The sequence below is a fragment of the Chryseobacterium hilariae genome, from assembly GCF_051400735.1.
Lineage (GTDB): Bacteria > Bacteroidota > Bacteroidia > Flavobacteriales > Weeksellaceae > Chryseobacterium.
Window position 1 is genome coordinate 264,639 of the sequence record NZ_JBLFFJ010000001.1, and the last position, 18,197, is coordinate 282,835.

Here is an 18,197-nt window from a genome sequence, read left to right on the forward strand (position 1 = left end):
AAAGCAGGAGCTTAAAAACTCCTGCACAAATCCTATTATTTAACTAAATTTCCTTCTTTATCAAAAATTTTTGCGGCTTCTTTTGAAGCTTCTACCATGGCAATCAACGCCTTTTCAGTCTCATCCCAATGGCGGGTTTTCAAACCACAGTCAGGGTTTACCCAAAGCTGCTGTGCAGGAATAACGGCTTGCGCTTTTTTCAGCAATTCAACCATTTCTTCTTTTGAAGGAACCCTTGGCGAGTGGATATCGTAAACTCCCGGACCAATCTCATTCGGATATTTGAAATCTGCAAAAGCATTCAGCAGTTCCATCTGGCTTCTTGAGCATTCTATCGTGATCACATCGGCATCCATATCAGCAATATTCTGGATAATATCATTAAATTCAGAATAGCACATATGCGTATGGATCTGCGTTGCATCCTCCACACCGGAAGATGAAATCCTGAACGCTTCTACAGCCCATTTAAGATATTGCTGCCATTCGGATCGTCTGAGCGGAAGCCCTTCTCTGATAGCCGGTTCATCGATCTGTATGATTCTGATTCCTGCTTTTTCAAGATCATTCACCTCATCACGGATTGCCAGTGCAATCTGTTTACAGGTAAGAGAACGAGGCTGGTCATCACGTACAAAAGACCATTGAAGAATCGTTACAGGACCTGTAAGCATTCCTTTTACCCATTTCTGAGTTAAAGATTGGGCATATTGGGACCAGTAAACCGTCATCGGATGCGGACGGTGAACATCGCCATAGATCACCGGAGGTTTTACGCATCGGCTGCCGTAGCTCTGAACCCATCCGTTTTGAGTAAAAGCAAACCCGGAAAGCTGTTCCCCGAAATATTCCACCATATCATTACGCTCAAATTCTCCGTGAACCAGCACATCAATGCCGATTTCTTCCTGCCAGCGGATCGTTCTTTCTGTCTCTTTTTTAAGAAGATCATCATATTGCTCAGCGGTCAGTTCACCTTTTTTAAACTTCGACCTCCATGCTCTAACCTCTTTAGTCTGAGGAAAAGAGCCAATTGTTGTAGTAGGAAACAAAGGAAGCTGTAGAATTTTCTGCTGTTCCTCTTTCCTTATGCTGAACGGGCTGTTTCTTTTCGCATCATCTTCAGTGGTTACATCCACACGGTCTTTTACATCCTGATTGTGGATCAATGCTGAGGTTTTGCGGGTTTCAACGGCCTTTTTATTTTCTGCATATTGTTGTAAAGCCTGGTAATCTGCCTTTCCTGAAGCCAGCTTTTTCAAGGCTACAACTTCATCAACTTTTTGTTTGGCAAAAGCCATCCATTGCTTAATTTCAGGAGATAATGTCTTTTCGTTTGTCTCAAGATCCAGGTCATAAGGTGAGTGGAGCAGAGAACAGGAAGGGGCTATGAAAATTCTTTCTGAACCAATCGCATATACTGCTTTTTCGATGAAGCCTAATGATCTTTCAAAATCATTTTTCCAGATGTTTCTCCCGTCTATAATACCTAAGGATAAACTTAATGTTTGAGGAATAACATTTAAAACTTCATCCAGCTGTTCAGGACAACGTACCAGATCAATATGCAGGACATCTACAGGAAGGGAAGCCGCTAATGAAAGATTATCTTGTAATCCATCAAAATAAGTGGTCACGATGAACTTTAAATTGGGAAACTGTTTCCTGATTTCGGTGTAAATAAATTGATAGGTTTCCTTTGCTTTTTCATTTAAATCTAATGCCAGAAAAGGCTCATCAAACTGAATATATTCGGCACCGTGATTTTCCAGTTCTTTTAAAATCTGAAGATAAACAGGAAGCAGGTTTTGAGCCAGATCAAGCTTGTCAAAACCTTCTTCTTTTTCTTTTCCCAGAAGAAGATAGGTGAGAGGACCGATGATGACTGGCTTGGCATTAATTCCGGCTTGTTTTGCACTGACGAATTCACTGATGATCTTTTTGGAAAATAACCTGAACTGCTGGTTCTTATGAAATTCAGGAACAATGTAATGGTAATTCGTATCAAACCATTTTGTCATTTCCATGGCGGTAATGTCGAGACCGTCTTTCTGATAGCCTCTTGCCATTGCAAAATACAGATCAAGCTCAGAATTGGATGCTCTTGAGGCAATTTCTTTATAGCGCTCCGGAATGGCCCCGACAGACAGGGTCATATCCAGAACCTGATCATAATAAGAAAAATCGTTGCAGGGAACAAGATCAATTCTTGCAGCTTGTTGAAGTTTCCAATTTTGAAGGCTGATGTTTTTTCCGGTTTCCAGGAGCTCATTTAATGTTGCTTTGCCTGACCAATACTGCTCGCAGACTTTTTTGAGTTCTCTGTTGCTACCAATACGCGGATAGCCAAGTAGGTGTGTTTGCATTTTCTTTTTAACTTTTAATTAAATAATAAGGGTAAAGTTCTCTAGAGATGCTTCACAATGCCGCCGAAGAAAGTAATTTTAGAAATAGAAGAGATACAATTAGGACGTGATTTTTCTGTCAAATAAGAAAAATTGGCTTAAAGGTTTATTTTTGAAGCAAAGTTTTAAATTGGGTTCCTTATATAATAAAAAGCCAACATAAAAAAACTTTGCGTTTAAATCAAAAATTAAATTTAAAACCCAATACATTCAAAAGTATCATCTGTATGATCTAAAGCTTCAGACCGCGAAAGCATTGTCAATTCAGAACAGGCAGGTCTCCTGGCTTGTAACGGTCTTTATCATCCTTCCCGCTGTTGGCAGTGGATCTCCCGGATAAAAACTTTTGGTGTGCTACTTACAGTTGCGCGACAGCTCGTGATTCTCACACGATTCCCTATTAATCTACGTTATGTAAAACCTCTTCTGTTTGATGAAGTATGTTAAAGAACAAAATCTGTGTCAAAGGTATTAATTAAAGTGAATTGATTGGCTGAATTATAATAATTAGGAATATAGTTTGGTTTGACTGTATTTTTAAAGTTAAATATTCTGTACATTTGAAAAATATAACCTCAAAAAGAATATTATTCTGTGGAAAGACTGGATGAAAGGGATCTTCAACTGCTTAGAATCCTGCAAAAGAATGCGAAATTGACTGTAAAAGAGATTGCAAAAGAAGTCAATCTTTCACCTTCACCTGTTTTCGAACGGATGAAAAGACTTGAGCAAGAAGGATATATCAAGCATTATGCAGCCGTTCTGGAAGCAGAGAAACTGAATCGCGGGTTTACAGTTTTTTGCCAAATCAAGCTTAAGATCCATGACCGTTCTGTAGGAAATCAGCTTGTAGAAGATATTTTACAGATTGATGAAATTGCTGAATGCTATAATATTTCAGGAGACTTCGATTTTCTCCTTAAGGTTCAGGTAAGAGATATGAAACATTACCAGGATTTTGTATTTAATAAGCTGGGCTCATTGGATTCCATCGGAAGTGCACACAGTACTTTTGTGATGGCTGAGGTTAAGAATATTCACGGAGTGAGTATATAGAAAATAAAAAGCAGTACCTCAGCGGATACTGCCATTATAATCTTTAAATCATTAAATTTTTTGATCTTTAAATAAAATTAACTGCTCCATTCTCACTACTGCATTTTGTTGATATTCTTCAGTCAGATTAAATATTTTCCCCAGTTTTTGGGAAGCACTGATAAAACTGATAAAGGTGCAGAGCTCCGAAATTTCTTTTCCGGAAAAGAATTCTCTCAACATGCTGAAATGGCTCTTGAGTATGGAACGGTGATCTTTAGAGAATAGCTCTGCGAAGCTTACGGCTACGGAAATTTTAAGATCTGACTGACTGAAATTGGGTCTTCCGCCTTTTACCATACAGTATTCACAGCCATTGCCAAAAGCCATGGTTCTTCGCACCTGCTCGAGTAAATTGGGATCTAATGCTGTATTCTTAAAGAAAGTCTCTTCAAGAGAATTCCAGTTTGCAAGTATTTCCGGATTGTGCCCGATTAACTTTTCAAATGGTGTATTTCCATTGTCTGAAAATTCAATTGTTGTCATATTTTTTATGTCAAATTTCTGTCTAATTCATGTGATTTTAAAATGGATTTCATGGTTAAATTTTATAATTTTGAAGATTTCAACTGATTTAATTTCAAAGTACAATGAAAATCGTTTTAGACGAATTTGACCATAAAATTTTACGGTTACTGACTGAAAATTCCAGGCTAAGCTATGCTGAAATAGGGCGCAAAATTTCTCTTTCTCAATCGGCTACAAAAGAAAGAGTACAGAACCTTACTGATACCGGTGTCATTAAAAGTTTTACAGCAGATATTGATTATGGCCTTCTCGGATACAGCTTGAAAGTCATTATTCATCTGAAGTTTAAAAATGATGAGTTTAGAATATTTATTGACCACCTGAAACATTTCCCAGAGATCATCAGCTATAAAAGAATCACAGGAGAATACTGCCTCATTGCTGAATGTGTGTTGAAAGACAGTACCCATCTTGAACATATTATCGACCGGTTGCTTAAATTTGGAATTCCTTCCACATCAGTTCAGCTGTCTGAAATAAAAGCCAATCATTTTTTTCGAGCTCAATAACAGAAATTTCTTATACGGAAACGTAAAACAGCACCCGAAAACGAATGCTGCCTAATTTTTTAAATCATTAAATTTTTGAATCATTAAATAAAATTACGGCTCATCACAGTCCTGTTTCAGCTTAGTAAAGATCTTATCAAATTTTTCATAAAGTGCTCCCTCATCATTAGGATCAGGTCTGAAACTACCGTTGGCACAGTTGTAGAATCCGAAACCAATCAATTGGATCAGCGCATAATCATCTTTCTTCGGATCGTTGAATTGGACATTGAACTTATCAATTACTGATTGTGGATCAGCATTATCCTTGCTTTTGGCTTCGACAAAGTTTTTCCAAACGGCGTACATTTTCTGTTTGTCGGAAGAAGAAACTGCATCAATATATTCTTTGCACGTAGTGTAAAACTTACTGTTTTTTAGAGATGCCGGATCAGAGTAAGCCTTAAGTTCTTCTTTTTTGAGTTGATATTCACCTTCAAAAGACCGTATTGTTTCCTGGTGAAGTTTTCTCCATTCCGGAAGATTAATTACTTTAAGGTCATACAGCTTCTTTTTCTTCTCCTGATACTGTTTTTCAAGTTGCTGCAGATAAGTATTTTTGTTTTTTCGAATATCTTCAAGATCGGAAAGCTTAAAAACAGTATGATTGTCAAAAGAAACCCCATTGAGTGTATATAGAAGTTTGAAAGATCCATCTATTTCTTCTTTTTTATATTTTCGGGGATCGAAATATCCTTTATTATCGCAGTTAAAGGTCTGGTAAGAATAAAGTACCAGATTGGCTGTCTTACCAGCTGTTTTCTGTCCTAAAACCATTGCAGAAAAAGTAAATGAAAGTGTAAATAGTAATTTTTTCATATATTTTGTTATAAACTTTATTCGGAAATATTCTGAACCTGAGTTTAATTTAGAGATCTTATTATGTTTTTTAATTTTAAAATAATAGTTTTGACATAAATTAATATCTAATGGACTCGGGCTTTGTTTTTTTTATTTTTACTTTACTGATCCTGGCTGGATTGTCTTATCTGGTGATGCGGTTTTTTAACCGTTGGACATCAAAATCTCAGCACAGAATAGTCTTGAATGGTTTGATCTTCATTGTGTCCTATGCATTGTTGCTGTTTATCTCATTTATTATTTTGATGATGAACGTAAGTTTTGAGAGATAATGCTTGGCTTCTGATAATAAAATAAGCTGCTGCAAGATTGAGAATCAGGGAAACCCAGACATTCAGTCCATAAAACAGCTCATAATCATGCAGATTTTCCTGATAGAACAGATTCTTTATAATCCTGAAAGTGATAGCTGTGGTTGTAACTGCATAGCTTAGGATCATATACCTTTTGTGCCCTGCAGTATTTCCTTTTTTAATGAGGAGAACGGCAGCAATCGTAAAATAAGCCCAGAGAATATCCTGAAGCATAAACCCTGTAATCCCTATGATTCCACCATTTGAAAATAATCCCAATACAAAACATGCCGGAACATTGATGATCAGAATATTGTAAACATAAATTTTTCCTATCCATCTGTGAAGTGCTGTGTTTTCACTTAAAAACCGGTTTGAAAACTGAGTGAGTCCAGCCAATAAACAAAGCGTGACTGAAAAAATGTGAATGTAAAAAAATGTCATCCAATACGGATTACTGACCACTTTCTGTTTAAACATGAGAAAACCCACATTTTTATCAAAACCTGTATATTGGGAGATCGTCTTCAGCATCAGAATACTGAAAATAAAGATGGCTGCGGCAGCAAATATCCTGATGATCCTAATTGTCATCCTTTTAAAATAGTTTTAGCAATAGGCGGCTATAAGCATGTTTCACACCGTTTGTTATTTCTATACAATGCGTTTGATGCGTAAATACTGCAGCAGCATGATGGTTTTGGCATCCATGATTTCTCCGCTGTCTATCATGGCAAGAGCATCATCAAAAGAAAGTTCTAAAACTTCAATGTTTTCCCCTTCCTCTTCAAGCCCGCCACCGTTTGCGATCTTCATTTCAGAAGAATATTCAGCGATGAAAAAATGCAGAATTTCCGTTACGGAGCCGGGAGACATGTAGGCTTCGAATACTTTCTCTACTTTTGAAATTTTATAACCTGTTTCCTCTTCTGTCTCTCTTTTTATACAGTCTTCGGGATTGTCATTATCCAAAAGGCCGGCGCACGCTTCAATAAGCATCCCTGTGGCATTTCCATTGATGAAAGTAGGAAGCCTGAACTGCCTGGTTAAGATCACATTGCCCGAAATTTTATTATAAAGCAGGATAACAGCTCCGTTTCCTCTGTCGTAAGCTTCTCTGCTATGGGTTTCTGTGGTTCCGTCCTTTTTTGTAATGCTGTAAGTGACTTTATTGAGTGTATACCAGTTGTCTGATAAAATTTCTGTTTTAAGAATACTAATGTTTGGGTTCTGCATTGGGCTTGCTTCTATATTAAGTGATAATGCCTGACTAGGCTCGTGATATGAAATGCTAAATTAATATTTCTTTTCCAACAGACATTTAAAATACCTTTAAAATCTACACGATTTATAAAAAATAAATTATGCTATAACCCCTATGCTTCCAAATGTTTTCTTAAATAAACAGAAGTTTGGGAATATTGTGTTGATAAAAGGTCTTTCACGGTTCCTTCAAATACAATATTGCCGCCCAGTTTTCCGGCTCCAGGGCCAATATCAATGATCCAGTCTGCCTGAGCTATAATGTCCAGGTTATGTTCAATAACGATTAAGGTATTCCCATTATTTACCAGTTCATCAAAGAAAGAAAGCAGCTTTTCATTATCAATAGGATGGAGTCCTGTGCTGGGTTCATCCAAAACAATAATCTTATCTGTACGGTTCAGCTCTTTGGTTAGCTTTAAACGTTGTCTTTCACCTCCGGAAAAGCTGTCCAGCCGCTGCCCCAGGGTCAGATAATCCAGCCCTAATTTAATCAGCAGGCTGAGTTCATGTTCAAATCCGGGCCCGGGAAAAAACTGCAGGGCTTCCAGAACGGTCATATTCATGATATCAGCGATGTTTTTCCCTTGATATAAATATTGTAAAACTTCAGGCTTATATCCTGATCCGTGACATACTTCACAAGGCTGTTCAATATCATCCATAAAAGCAAGATCTATTTTTTCCACGCCCAGCCCTCTGCAATTGGAACAGGCACCTTCACCGTTGCGGCTGAAAAGTTTTTCAGAAACATTATTGGCATTGGAGAAAAGCTTTCTGACAGTATTTGACAGATTAAGATAAGTAAGCAGATTAGAGCGGATGCTGGCTGTAAAAACTGATTGGTCTACTACGGTTACCGGATAGGACAAGGGTAAAACTTTATTGATCAAAGTGCTTTTCCCCGATCCTGCCACACCGGTCACTAAATTCATTATGCCTGTAGGTATTTTTACACTAATATTTTTTAGGTTATGAAGTTGGGCATTTTTTATTTCCAGATAACCTTTAGCTGATCTTGGGGCTTTATTATAAGTACGGGTTTTGTTAAAATAATCGGCCGTTTTACCTTTCGCATTTTTTAGATTATTAAAAGTTCCCTGATACATAATTTCACCACCGTTTTTTCCCGAATCAGGTCCCATATCAACAATAAGATTGGCTATTTTGATGAGATCCGGGTCATGTTCAACAATTAAGACGGTATTGCCTTTATCCCTTATTTTTTTGATGATATCTACAATATGGTCAATATCTTTAGGATGAAGACCTATACTGGGTTCATCAAAAATATACAACAGATCTACGAGGCTGTTTCCCAGCTGTTTTACCATTTTTATCCGTTGGGATTCTCCTCCTGAGAGGGTGTCAGTTTGTCTGTCCAGTGTCAGATACTGCAAGCCTATATCAATAAGATTCTGAAGCTTTTTTGTCAACTCATTAATTACAGAAGAATACATTTCAGATGATAAGCTCTGAATAAAAACAAGCAGTTCATCAATGGATAATGATGTGCAGTCTGCAATGCTTTTACCTTCAATCTTGCAGGACAGAACTTTTGAATTGAGCCGTTTCCCCTGGCAAAGCGGACATGGTTTAGTAATAATAACCTTTTTTAAAGTATCCTTTCGCGTAATATTTTCTTTAGAATCCTTTTTCAGAAATGAACTTTCAATTCTGGGAATCACACCTTTATACCGGACTGTTTTTCCCCATTCTTTGGTCGGATTTTTGGGAATATGTTCTTTGGCATTCAGTAACATTTCCCATTCTTTTTCTGTAAAGTTTTTAAGCTTTTTGTCGTTGTCAAAATACCCTGAATAAATATAACGTGTCAGTCGCCAGCCTCCGGGCTGAAATGTGGGAAACTGTATGGCACCCTCGTTCAGTGATTTATTTTTGTCAAAAAGAGTTTCCGTATTCACGGTCTGTACATATCCTAAACCTTCACATTCGGGACACATCCCCTGAGGATTGTTGAAAGAAAATACATTGGAATATCCCACAAACGGTTTACCTATCCTGGAAAAAAGTAGGCGGAGGGAAGCATAAATATCTGTTGCTGTTCCTACTGTTGAGCGTGCATTTCCTCCCAGCCTCTTTTGATTGATGATAAAAGGCACATTAAGGTTTTCGATTTTTTCAACATTCGGAACTCCAAAATGCTGTAAACGGTTCCTTATGAAACTGTTTTGTGTCTCATTAATCTGGCGTTGAGCCTCGGCACCTATGGTTTCAAATACCAACGACGATTTTCCGGATCCTGAAACCCCAGTGAAGACCGTTATTTTATTTTTTGGAATGCGTAATGAAATATTCTTCAGATTATTCTGCTTTGCATGGGTGATAATGATTTCTTTCATAATAATTTCATTAACTTTGTTAATAGTTAACTAAGTTAAGTATTTTTATGGAAATAGAAAAGGATCAATTTTTTAATACTTTTACTGACCTTCAGTGTTTTATATTGGCTAATATGAACAAGGGAAATATCAGTGGTGTTACTGCAACACATTACAATATTATAGAATATATATACCGGAAGGATCAGGTTACAGGAAAACAGATTGCAGCAGCATTTAAGGTCAGCCAGCCAGCGATTTCAAAACAGATCAAATTTCTGGTCAATAATCATCTTGTTGAGCAAAAGCAAAGTATTTCAGACAGAAGAATATTTAATCTTTCAGCGACAGAAAAAGGTAAGTTTCTGATCAATAATTCTGAAGATTTCCGAAAAACAGTAGCAGATCAGGCTTCTGCTATCTTAGACGAAACAGAATTAGTGACATTAACAGCTTTGCTTAAAAAAATTCTGGAAAATATGAAGATCTGAATGTAGTTCATTAAGATAGGTATATAATACTTTCTGTTGCTAAATTAGCTATTCTCTTTCAGAAGATCTTCCAAAGCTCCCTTCAGATCAGGAAATTTAAATTGAAATCCTGTATCCTGTATTTTTTGCGAAGAAGCTCTTGAACCTTCCAGCAAAGCATCTGCAAGCTCTCCAAATATCATTTTTAAAACAAATGCAGGGACATTAGGCATAAATAAAGGTTTTTTCAGTACTTCAGCTATTTTTTCCGTTAAATTCTCATTGGTAGTATGCTGAGGAGAAACTGCGTTGTAAGCTCCATCCATATCAGAATTTTTCAGAGCTGCGAGATAAACAGAACAGATATCATCAATATGAATCCATGGCATATATTGTCTTCCGCTTCCTAAAGCAGACCCGATGCCGTATTTTATAGTGGGAACCATTTTTTTCAGTGCTCCGTCTTCTTTAGAAAGAACAACGGCTGTCCGTATTTTCACAACCCTTTCTGCCAGATTTTGCTCTTTGAAATCGTCTGCCGATCTTTCCCATAAAACCACAACCTCGCTCAGAAAGTCATTTCCCGGAGGATCTTTCTCAGTATAAACCTTTTCTGTGGTTACCGTTCCGTAATAGTTGATTCCCGAGGCGGAAATAAAAGATGTAAGCTTTATTTTTTTATTTTTTACGGCTTTTAAAAGAAGTCCTGCAGAATCCACACGGCTGGATATCAGTTCGCGCTTTCTTTCCTTCGTCCATCGCTTTTCTGAAATGTTGGCACCGGCAAGATGGATAATATGGGAAACATTTTCAAGAGCAGTCTCATCCATTGTTCCGTTTTTGATATCCCATTCAAATTCATTGTCATGCCTTTTCTTTCTTGTCAGGAATCTTACGGTGTAATCATTTTCTATCTTTTTTGAGAGTTTCTGTGCGATCATTCCGCTGGCACCGGTGATAAGAACAATTTCTTTCATAATTGAATATTTAAGGATAGGTGGGAAATTATCTCTGATTCTTTACGATCAGGATAAAATCATCTTCCAGAAGCTTATAGCCGTAGTCATAAATAAACCTGTATTCAGAGCCATTCTTATAAACTTTCAGATTGGTAAAATAATCGAAATCAAAACCCAAGCCATCCATCCTCGATTTTGCAATTTTCGCTTTGCCATCTGTATTCAGTTCCATGAGGATACGGTAATTTCTGCGAAGCTTGTTATTCACATTCCGCATCAGATTGGTAGAATCTTTATTCTGCTTATTATTGTAGGCATTCCGGCAGGCATCATTGCAGAATTTTTTATCAGACCTCCCGATAATTTTTTCGCCACATTCGAGACAGTTCATACTTTTATTTTTTCATTTTATGTGGATGTTCATGTTTTTTCCTTAATAACCGTTTAAACCTCGTATGAGAAGGATAGCTTCTGTTCGAAGTTATATTGTTGAATAAAAGGGCTGCCAGTAAAAGAATAATGCAGCCCGATAAAACCGGAGAAAGTACATACCAATATCCCAGCTCCGGAATTTTCCCTGTAGAACTCACTGCAATCAGTGCTGTTGCTCCTCCGGGAGGATGAAGTGTTTTGGTGTACTGCATCAGTACAATGGAAAAAGCTACAGCTAAAGGTGCGGAAAGCCAGATGATATCCGGAACGAGCTTATAAACGGTAACACCAACAAGTGCTGAAATAACATGTCCGCCCACCAAATTTCTGGGCTGTGCAAGAGGGCTCTGGATAGCCCCATAGATCAAAACACTTGATGCACCAAAGGAACCGATGAGGAAGATGTTCTCAGTGGCAGCTAAAGAATGGGACTGAATAAATGCAATAATTCCAATCCCGACAAACGCGCCCAAAAAGGACCAGAAATGTTCTTTATAGTCAACCAGAGTTTCTTTATAAATCACATATTTTGAAACTCTTAACGTTCTTTTTATGGTCTTCTTCATTAATCTTCTTTATTTTTTATTATTTGAATTAAATTTTTTACAAAAGGCTTCGTGTATATACCGTTTTCATCATAATCCGGATCAAGGATTGTGATCTCTATTCCAAAGCATAGGTGAGAATGGATTAATGGCCACAGGATCTCTTTAAGATTTTCATAATCGATTCCTTCTTGCATTCTGCTGTCTACGGCAGGCATCAGCTCATCTTTCAGGACATCAACATCAAAATGTATAAAAAAGCCATCCAGACCCTTTTTTTCCACCATTTGTAAAAAATCCTCAGCTGTTTTTCTAAAACCGTTTATCCTTAGCAGTTCTACATCAAAATACTGAATATCAGAATTAATGATCTGTTCCACATACTCTTCATCATCCGTTTCTGCATTTCCTGCACAGAAGATATTTTCTTCTAAAAAATAAGGTTTAAGCCCTTGAATATTGGTTAATTTCTCATGTCCGTTTCCTGTGATAATAGCGAGATCCATTCCGGCAGCTGCTGCGGTTTCGGAAAGATGAGCCGGAATAAAATCTGTATGCCCGTCCAGATAGAAAAGACCGAAATTACCAAGTTTTCTTAAAGCCAGAGAAGTTCCTATCAGAATACTGCAGTCACCTCCAAGCATGATGTTAAAAGTATTTTCCTGATGATTATTAAGAATAAGATCCGCTTGTTTCTGAGCGTAGTCAACAATGGTATCAGCATTTAAAACACCAGATTCATGATCGAGTTCCATAGCATATTCTGGAGCTTCTAGTCTGAAAATACTGACAGGATTGATTTCTTTATGAAACTTAAATTTTCTGAGCCATTCCGGAAGCTTCCTGACGCCGGGTTCAGTTTCATGCTCTTTTTTCTTCAGTCCCAGATTGAGAGGAAACTCAAAAATATTGATGTTTCTTTTCATAGGTGATGTTTTCTCAAAGATACGGAATTATCCATTTGCAAACGGATAAATTCAACAGGGAAATATTTTTAGTGAGTCTTTAGATATTGATTTAATGGGAAAATTGGTAGAAAAAAAATGTTTAAAATTTTATACAGTAAAAGTTGAGGATAATTTTTTATCTGTTGATTGATAAGAATGGCTTGTATTTTAACGAGGAATAAAATCAGGCTGCAACAAAATTTTTAAAGAAAACATCCGACAACAAACGAATACAAATGAATTTAAATAGTTTATAACCGACTAAGATGAGTTGGTGTAACAATCTTTGTAACAGAGATTTGAGAAGACAGTGAACGTCTCTTGTCTGAATTATTAATCTAAAAATTTAAAAGTTATGTCACTAAGAAACAAAGTAACATTAATTGGTTACACAGGTAAAGAAGTTGAAACAGTAAACTTCGAAAGCGGAAATGTAAAAGCAAGTGTGTCTTTAGCTACCAGCGATCATTACACGAATGCAAAAGGTGAAAAAGTGGAAGAAACACAATGGCACAATTTGATTGCTTTTGGAAAAACAGCTGAAATCCTTCAGAAATATGTACCTAAAGGAAAGGAAATTGCCATTGAGGGAAAACTTACATACAGATCGTATGATGACAAAGACGGCATTAAGCGTTATATAACGGAGATCAGGATTGATGAAATCCTGCTTTTAGGAGGCAAATAATTCTAAAAACACAAATGATGAACGTAAAAGTTTTTAAAATCAGACTTTCAAAAGAATTTCTCCCTAGAGATCAAAAAATGCTTGATGATTTTCTTGAAGTGAACGAAATTATAAAAGTGGAAACCGCTTTTGTAAATGATGAATGTTATTGGTCCGTAATCCTGTATTTTGAAGAGCTGAAAGTAGCTAGGAATACAGTAAAAGAGCCAAAGACAGTAAAATACTCTGCAGATAATGATGTTTTAAACTCCGATGAAGAGAAAATTTTAAATGCCCTGAAGTGCTGGAGATCTGAGAAGGCTAAAGAACAGAATCTTCCTACTTATTTTATCGCGAGCAATAAAGAACTGATGTCTGTGGCTAAGTATAAGCCTGTTAAAAAAGAAGAGCTGCTTGAGATCAAAGGTTTCGGAAAACATAAGATTGAAAACTATGGTGAAGAGATCCTGGAGATTCTTGAAAGTGTCTGATTTTTGAATGTAATAATGATAATGCATCGAGAGCTGGGGAATAATCTTCCTCAGCTTTTTTATCTTCGGAAAAGTCCTTTCAATTCCTTATTTTTGCATTCATCAAAATGATATACAGCAAATGAAGCCAAGTTTAGCAAAAGGAACGAGAGATTTTACAGCACAGGAAGTTTCAAGAAGAAAATATATTATTAATATTTTACAGAATAATTTTGAATTATTCGGTTTTCAGCCATTAGAAACCCCAAGCTTTGAAAATCTTTCTACTTTGACAGGAAAGTACGGAGAAGAAGGTGACCGCCTGATCTTTAAAATTTTAAATTCAGGAGAGTACGCTTCAAAAGTGAATCAGGAAGACTGGGATAATAAAAATCATCAGAAGCTTATCTCTCAAATTTCAGATAAAGCCCTTCGTTATGACCTTACTGTACCTTTTGCACGATTCGTTGCGATGAATCATGGTAAGCTGACATTTCCTTACAAGCGTTACCAAATTCAGCCGGTATGGAGAGCCGACCGTCCTCAGAAGGGTAGATTCAGAGAATTTTACCAGTGCGATGCCGATGTGGTAGGAAGCGAAAGCTTATTACAGGAAGTGGATTTGGTTCAGTTATATCTGAAATCATTTTCCGATTTAAATATTCCTGTTACCATCCATATGAATAACAGAAAAATTCTTTCCGGTCTGGCAGAATATGCAGGTATTACAGATAAACTGATTGAATTCACTGTAGCTCTGGATAAGCTGGACAAAATAGGAAAGGAAGGAGTTATTAAAGAATTACTGGAAAGAGAAATTTCTCAGGAATCTATAGATAAATTGGAGTTTTTATTTAATCAGTCAGATGATGCCTTGGAAAATCTTCTTCAGTTAAAAGAAAAATTTGCTGACAGCGAGATAGGACTGAAGGGAGTGGAGGAGCTGGAATTTGTTCTTACCCAATCTCTGAATCTTGGAGTAGATATGCAGAATCTGGTATTCAATATCACGCTGGCCAGAGGTTTAGATTATTATACCGGAGCTATTTTTGAGGTGAAAGCGGATGAGGTGGCAATGGGATCCATAGGCGGTGGTGGTAGATATGACAACCTTACGGAAGTTTTCGGAGTTAAAAATATCCCGGGAATCGGGATCTCATTTGGTTTAGACAGGGTTTATCTGGTAATGGAAGAGCTTAATCTTTTCCCTGAAGAAGCTTCAATGAAAGTAGAATACCTTTTTGCTAACTTCGGAGGAGAAGAAACGGTAAAAGCTTTAAAACTGATTATGCAGCTGAGAAAAAAAGGAATTTCCGCTGAGCTGTACCCGGAAAACGCAAAGCTGAACAAGCAGTTTACGTACGCTGAAAAGAAAGGAATTAAAAACCTTGTTTTCTTAGGAGAAGAAGAGATTAAAAACGGAACAGTTACCTTTAAAGACTTGGAGGCTGGAGAGCAGAAAACAGTTTCTCTGGAAGAATTTTTAGGATAATATTCTGGAAAATATCAAATGAAAAGCATTATCAACAGATAATGCTTTTTTACATTTGCGAGTATGTTTTTGTAAGAAATGACTGTAAACTTTATTTGTTTAAAATAAGAAGCTTATCCCTTTCCTTATTTTAGAAAAAAATTAAATTTGTAATATCTACCATTTATAAAAACAAACAATGAGCGAAAAATCAAGACTTGACGAAATAAAAGATGAACTGGAAATATTAGACATCAATCCTACTATTTTTGCCAGAAAAGAAATTCATGCATTACCGGATGTCCTTTCGGAGAATGAAAAAATTGTGTACCTGATTGAGGGAAGAAATAAACTGAACAATCATCATATCATTTTAGTGGCAACCGAAAGAAGATTGATTTTTGTGGATAAAGAATTTATGTACGGACTGAAAGTAGAAGATTTTTCTTACGATAAAGTAAGCTCCATACAATATGAGAAATCCTTAATGCTGGCTTCTATAGATATACATATCTCGGATAATGTTCTGGAAATTGATAATGTTGGAAAATATTATGCAGAATTGTTTTGTGAAAAAGTAAGAGACTTCATGGCCCGTCCTAAAGAATATTTTCAAAGTAAATCAGAACCTTCAGTTTTAGATCAATTGGAACAGTTGGGAAGACTCAGAGAAAGTGGAATTTTAAGTGAAGAAGAATTCGCAGAACAGAAAAAGAAACTGCTTAATCAATAAATGATATGAAGGCTCTACCATTTATTTTTCGAAGTAATTAGGGTCGGTTCCTGATACAGAAATCTAAAAAATAAAACAAACACCATGAAAAATTACCTGGAAATCAATAAAAACTCCTGGAATGCGAAAGTAAATCCGCATCTGAAATCGGATTTTTATTTTGTAGATGAATTCTTAAATGGAAGAAATTCCCTCAATTCAATAGAGTTGGACCTTTTGGGAGATGTAAAAGGCAAAAGTATTCTGCATCTGCAATGTCATTTCGGGCAGGATTCTATTTCCCTGTCAAGAATGGGAGCCTATGTCACCGGTATAGATTTATCCGATAAAGCTATTGAAACCGGAAAAGATCTTGCACAAAAATGCGGTACAGATACACAATTTATCTGTTCGGATGTGTACAGCCTTCCGGATATTCTTGATCAGAAATTTGATATTGTGTATACAAGCTACGGTGTGATAGGCTGGCTTCCTGACCTTAATAAGTGGGCAGGCGTCATCAGTCATTTTTTAAAACCGGACGGAAAAATTGTAATGGCAGAATTTCACCCTGCAGTCTGGATGTTTGATGATAATTTTACAAAAATTGCCTACAATTATTTTAATGAAAAGCCTATTGTTGAAACCTACGAAGGAACGTATGCCGATAAATCTGCAGATATTGTTCAGGAATATGTGATGTGGAATCATTCTTTAGCTGAGGTTCTTCAGAGTCTTATAAAATATAATATAGAATTGGAGACCTTTCAGGAATTCGACTGGTCACCGTATCCGTGCTTCAACCATGTGGAAGAATTTGAAAAAGGTAAATGGAGAATTTCAAAGTTCGATAATAAATTGCCGCTGGTGTATGCTTTAAAAGGCCGGAAAAAAACAATTTAGCTTATTAATTATAACATAAAAAAAGTCATCATAATCCTGGGATTACGATGACTTTTCATATATGAATGTTAAAAAAACTAATCTGCTTTTAGCTTAAAGAGTCTTCAGCTTTTGTTTTAGCTTCGTCTACTTTGTTCTGAACCTGGGAGGCAACATCATTGGCTTTGTTCTTCACTTCATTTCCCCATTTGTTCAGGTTGTCCTTTGCAGTATTGATTTTATCCTTTACAGCCTGCTTTTCTTCAGGTGTAGAATTCTTGTATTTCCAATATGCTAAAGCACCTACCCCTAGTAAGGCCAATAGCCCTTTTGTTTTATTTCCCATGATTTTTATTTTTAATGATTTATATTAAAACTTGTTACTAGTAAACATGTAAAATACGTGCCAAAAAATTAAATGGGGTAATAAAAAAATGTTAAAATTATTGAAAGACCTGAAAATCTTCTCCGTCAAAACTTGCAAAGACCATAGTAGGATAAGAATCCTGATGATAAATATTTCCGTCTTTATCAATAGCGATAGCTCCTGCGAAGCCATCTATGGTCTTAAGTTCTTCAAAGGTTTTATTGAATGCCTGCTCAAGGCTCATTCCGTCAGTCGTTCTTGTTACGATCTTTGCAGCAGTAGCATTGCTTACAATATCTTCTCCTACACCCGTACAGCTCACGGCACAAACCGAATTGGCATAATTTCCCGCCACCGTTGCCGAATCTGAAATCCTTCCTGGGATCTCAAAGCCTTTTCCACCGGTAGAGGTTGCTACAGCCAACTTTCCATCCTTATCAAGAGCAACACAGCCTACCGTTCCTTTACCGCCATTATTAAGTTTGGCTTCATATTCATTTCTTCTCTGAGGAATCTCTGTTGAGAAATCCTCAAAACCATGTTCAGAGGCATAAATTTTGGCGCCATTACCGCCCAAAACTCTGTCATCCTCATTGATCAGCTCTTTTGCTACAAAAATTGGATTCTTTACAGCCTGAAGATTAATTACACCGCTTAATTTCTGCGTTTCCCCATCCATAATTGCTGCACTCATACGGATCACACCGTCACTTTGTATCTGGGACCCGATACCTGCATTGTACAACGGATTGTCTTCCAGAAGGGAAACAGCATAAGCTGCCGTATCAAAAGCAGAATGCGTCTGAAGATATTCAAAAGCCTGTTGGGCAATCTGTTTTAAAGAATTTTGTTTTGCCGTTTTTACTTCATGACTTTGATCGCTTTCAGAGAAAAAGCCGCCGTGGATAATGATTTTCATAAGATTGTATTTGCCAATTGT

The 18,197-nt window shown here is 36.7% G+C and carries 20 protein-coding genes and 1 riboswitch; of the genes, 8 read left to right on the forward strand and 12 right to left on the reverse strand.

All coding sequences use genetic code 11. From position 1 onward, the window contains the following. Window positions 1-35 precede the first annotated feature (35 nt). A complete protein-coding gene (gene metE / locus ACMGDK_RS01240) occupies window positions 36-2,366 on the reverse strand; it encodes a 5-methyltetrahydropteroyltriglutamate--homocysteine S-methyltransferase (RefSeq protein ID WP_436806249.1) in 2,331 nt (776 codons plus the stop codon). A gap of 294 nt (window positions 2,367-2,660) precedes the next feature. Continuing rightward, a riboswitch (cobalamin riboswitch) is annotated at window positions 2,661-2,845 on the reverse strand. 154 nt (window positions 2,846-2,999) lie between these two features. Between metE and ACMGDK_RS01245 the strand changes: the two genes are divergently transcribed. Further along, a complete protein-coding gene (locus tag ACMGDK_RS01245) occupies window positions 3,000-3,461 on the forward strand; it encodes an Lrp/AsnC family transcriptional regulator (RefSeq protein WP_436806250.1) in 462 nt (153 codons plus the stop codon). A gap of 51 nt (window positions 3,462-3,512) precedes the next feature. Here ACMGDK_RS01245 and ACMGDK_RS01250 read toward each other — a convergent pair whose 3' ends face one another. Beyond that, on the reverse strand, window positions 3,513-3,986 hold the full coding sequence (locus ACMGDK_RS01250; protein WP_436806251.1) for a carboxymuconolactone decarboxylase family protein: 474 nt from the start codon (window positions 3,984-3,986) through the stop codon (window positions 3,513-3,515). Between the two features lie 104 nt (window positions 3,987-4,090). Between ACMGDK_RS01250 and ACMGDK_RS01255 the strand changes: the two genes are divergently transcribed. Then, window positions 4,091-4,537 (forward strand): Lrp/AsnC family transcriptional regulator, encoded by a 447-nt coding sequence (locus ACMGDK_RS01255; protein ID WP_436806252.1) that lies wholly within the window; start codon window positions 4,091-4,093, stop codon window positions 4,535-4,537. A 93-nt stretch (window positions 4,538-4,630) separates the two neighbouring features. On the opposite strand, the gene ACMGDK_RS01260 is transcribed toward ACMGDK_RS01255, so the two are convergent. The 4 genes from ACMGDK_RS01260 to ACMGDK_RS01275 all read right to left on the reverse strand — a co-directional run bounded on the left by ACMGDK_RS01260 (window position 4,631) and on the right by ACMGDK_RS01275 (window position 9,356). Beyond that, a complete protein-coding gene (locus tag ACMGDK_RS01260) occupies window positions 4,631-5,395 on the reverse strand; it encodes a hypothetical protein (protein WP_436806253.1) in 765 nt (254 codons plus the stop codon). A gap of 272 nt (window positions 5,396-5,667) precedes the next feature. Beyond that, window positions 5,668-6,324, reverse strand: coding sequence for a DUF2306 domain-containing protein (locus tag ACMGDK_RS01265; protein WP_436806254.1), 657 nt, complete (start codon window positions 6,322-6,324; stop codon window positions 5,668-5,670). A gap of 60 nt (window positions 6,325-6,384) precedes the next feature. After that, window positions 6,385-6,966, reverse strand: a complete 582-nt coding sequence (gene nudK / locus ACMGDK_RS01270) for a GDP-mannose pyrophosphatase NudK (protein WP_436806255.1) — start codon at window positions 6,964-6,966, stop codon at window positions 6,385-6,387. A 140-nt stretch (window positions 6,967-7,106) separates the two neighbouring features. Further along, window positions 7,107-9,356: an ATP-binding cassette domain-containing protein gene (locus ACMGDK_RS01275; protein WP_436806256.1), complete on the reverse strand. Its 2,250-nt coding sequence runs from the start codon at window positions 9,354-9,356 to the stop codon at window positions 7,107-7,109. Between the two features lie 113 nt (window positions 9,357-9,469). Between ACMGDK_RS01275 and ACMGDK_RS01280 the strand changes: the two genes are divergently transcribed. After that, window positions 9,470-9,826, forward strand: a complete 357-nt coding sequence (locus tag ACMGDK_RS01280) for a MarR family winged helix-turn-helix transcriptional regulator (RefSeq protein WP_436806257.1) — start codon at window positions 9,470-9,472, stop codon at window positions 9,824-9,826. A 44-nt stretch (window positions 9,827-9,870) separates the two neighbouring features. Here ACMGDK_RS01280 and ACMGDK_RS01285 read toward each other — a convergent pair whose 3' ends face one another. From ACMGDK_RS01285 to ACMGDK_RS01300, 4 genes are read right to left on the reverse strand one after another with little or no spacing between them, the layout of a single operon-like run. Then, window positions 9,871-10,782 (reverse strand): TIGR01777 family oxidoreductase, encoded by a 912-nt coding sequence (locus ACMGDK_RS01285; protein ID WP_436806258.1) that lies wholly within the window; start codon window positions 10,780-10,782, stop codon window positions 9,871-9,873. Window positions 10,783-10,810: 28 nt separating this feature from the next. After that, window positions 10,811-11,155, reverse strand: coding sequence for a hypothetical protein (locus ACMGDK_RS01290; RefSeq protein ID WP_436806259.1), 345 nt, complete (start codon window positions 11,153-11,155; stop codon window positions 10,811-10,813). 4 nt (window positions 11,156-11,159) lie between these two features. Further along, window positions 11,160-11,762: an HPP family protein gene (locus ACMGDK_RS01295; protein WP_436806260.1), complete on the reverse strand. Its 603-nt coding sequence runs from the start codon at window positions 11,760-11,762 to the stop codon at window positions 11,160-11,162. Continuing rightward, the gene (locus ACMGDK_RS01300; protein WP_436806261.1) at window positions 11,762-12,667 is read right to left on the reverse strand and encodes an arginase family protein; all 906 of its coding nucleotides are present in this window, start codon (window positions 12,665-12,667) and stop codon (window positions 11,762-11,764) included. The genes ACMGDK_RS01295 and ACMGDK_RS01300 overlap by 1 nt, the downstream gene beginning before the upstream one ends. Before the next feature lie 376 nt (window positions 12,668-13,043). Between ACMGDK_RS01300 and ACMGDK_RS01305 the strand changes: the two genes are divergently transcribed. From ACMGDK_RS01305 to ACMGDK_RS01325, 5 genes are all read left to right on the forward strand, one after another. Beyond that, a complete protein-coding gene (locus tag ACMGDK_RS01305) occupies window positions 13,044-13,376 on the forward strand; it encodes a single-stranded DNA-binding protein (RefSeq protein ID WP_436806262.1) in 333 nt (110 codons plus the stop codon). 14 nt (window positions 13,377-13,390) lie between these two features. Further along, window positions 13,391-13,846, forward strand: coding sequence for an HRDC domain-containing protein (locus ACMGDK_RS01310; RefSeq protein WP_436806263.1), 456 nt, complete (start codon window positions 13,391-13,393; stop codon window positions 13,844-13,846). A gap of 121 nt (window positions 13,847-13,967) precedes the next feature. Further along, the gene (hisS, locus tag ACMGDK_RS01315) at window positions 13,968-15,317 is read left to right on the forward strand and encodes a histidine--tRNA ligase (RefSeq protein ID WP_436806264.1); all 1,350 of its coding nucleotides are present in this window, start codon (window positions 13,968-13,970) and stop codon (window positions 15,315-15,317) included. Window positions 15,318-15,495: 178 nt separating this feature from the next. Continuing rightward, window positions 15,496-16,029 (forward strand): PH domain-containing protein, encoded by a 534-nt coding sequence (locus ACMGDK_RS01320; RefSeq protein WP_436806265.1) that lies wholly within the window; start codon window positions 15,496-15,498, stop codon window positions 16,027-16,029. Between the two features lie 84 nt (window positions 16,030-16,113). Next, window positions 16,114-16,911, forward strand: coding sequence for a class I SAM-dependent methyltransferase (locus ACMGDK_RS01325; protein ID WP_436806266.1), 798 nt, complete (start codon window positions 16,114-16,116; stop codon window positions 16,909-16,911). Between the two features lie 88 nt (window positions 16,912-16,999). Here ACMGDK_RS01325 and ACMGDK_RS01330 read toward each other — a convergent pair whose 3' ends face one another. Further along, complete coding sequence (locus ACMGDK_RS01330; protein ID WP_436806267.1) at window positions 17,000-17,236, reverse strand: YtxH domain-containing protein; 237 nt, start codon at window positions 17,234-17,236, stop codon at window positions 17,000-17,002. 97 nt (window positions 17,237-17,333) lie between these two features. After that, entirely contained in the window at window positions 17,334-18,176 is an 843-nt protein-coding gene (locus tag ACMGDK_RS01335) for an isoaspartyl peptidase/L-asparaginase (protein ID WP_436806268.1), read from the reverse strand. Window positions 18,177-18,197 lie beyond the last annotated feature (21 nt).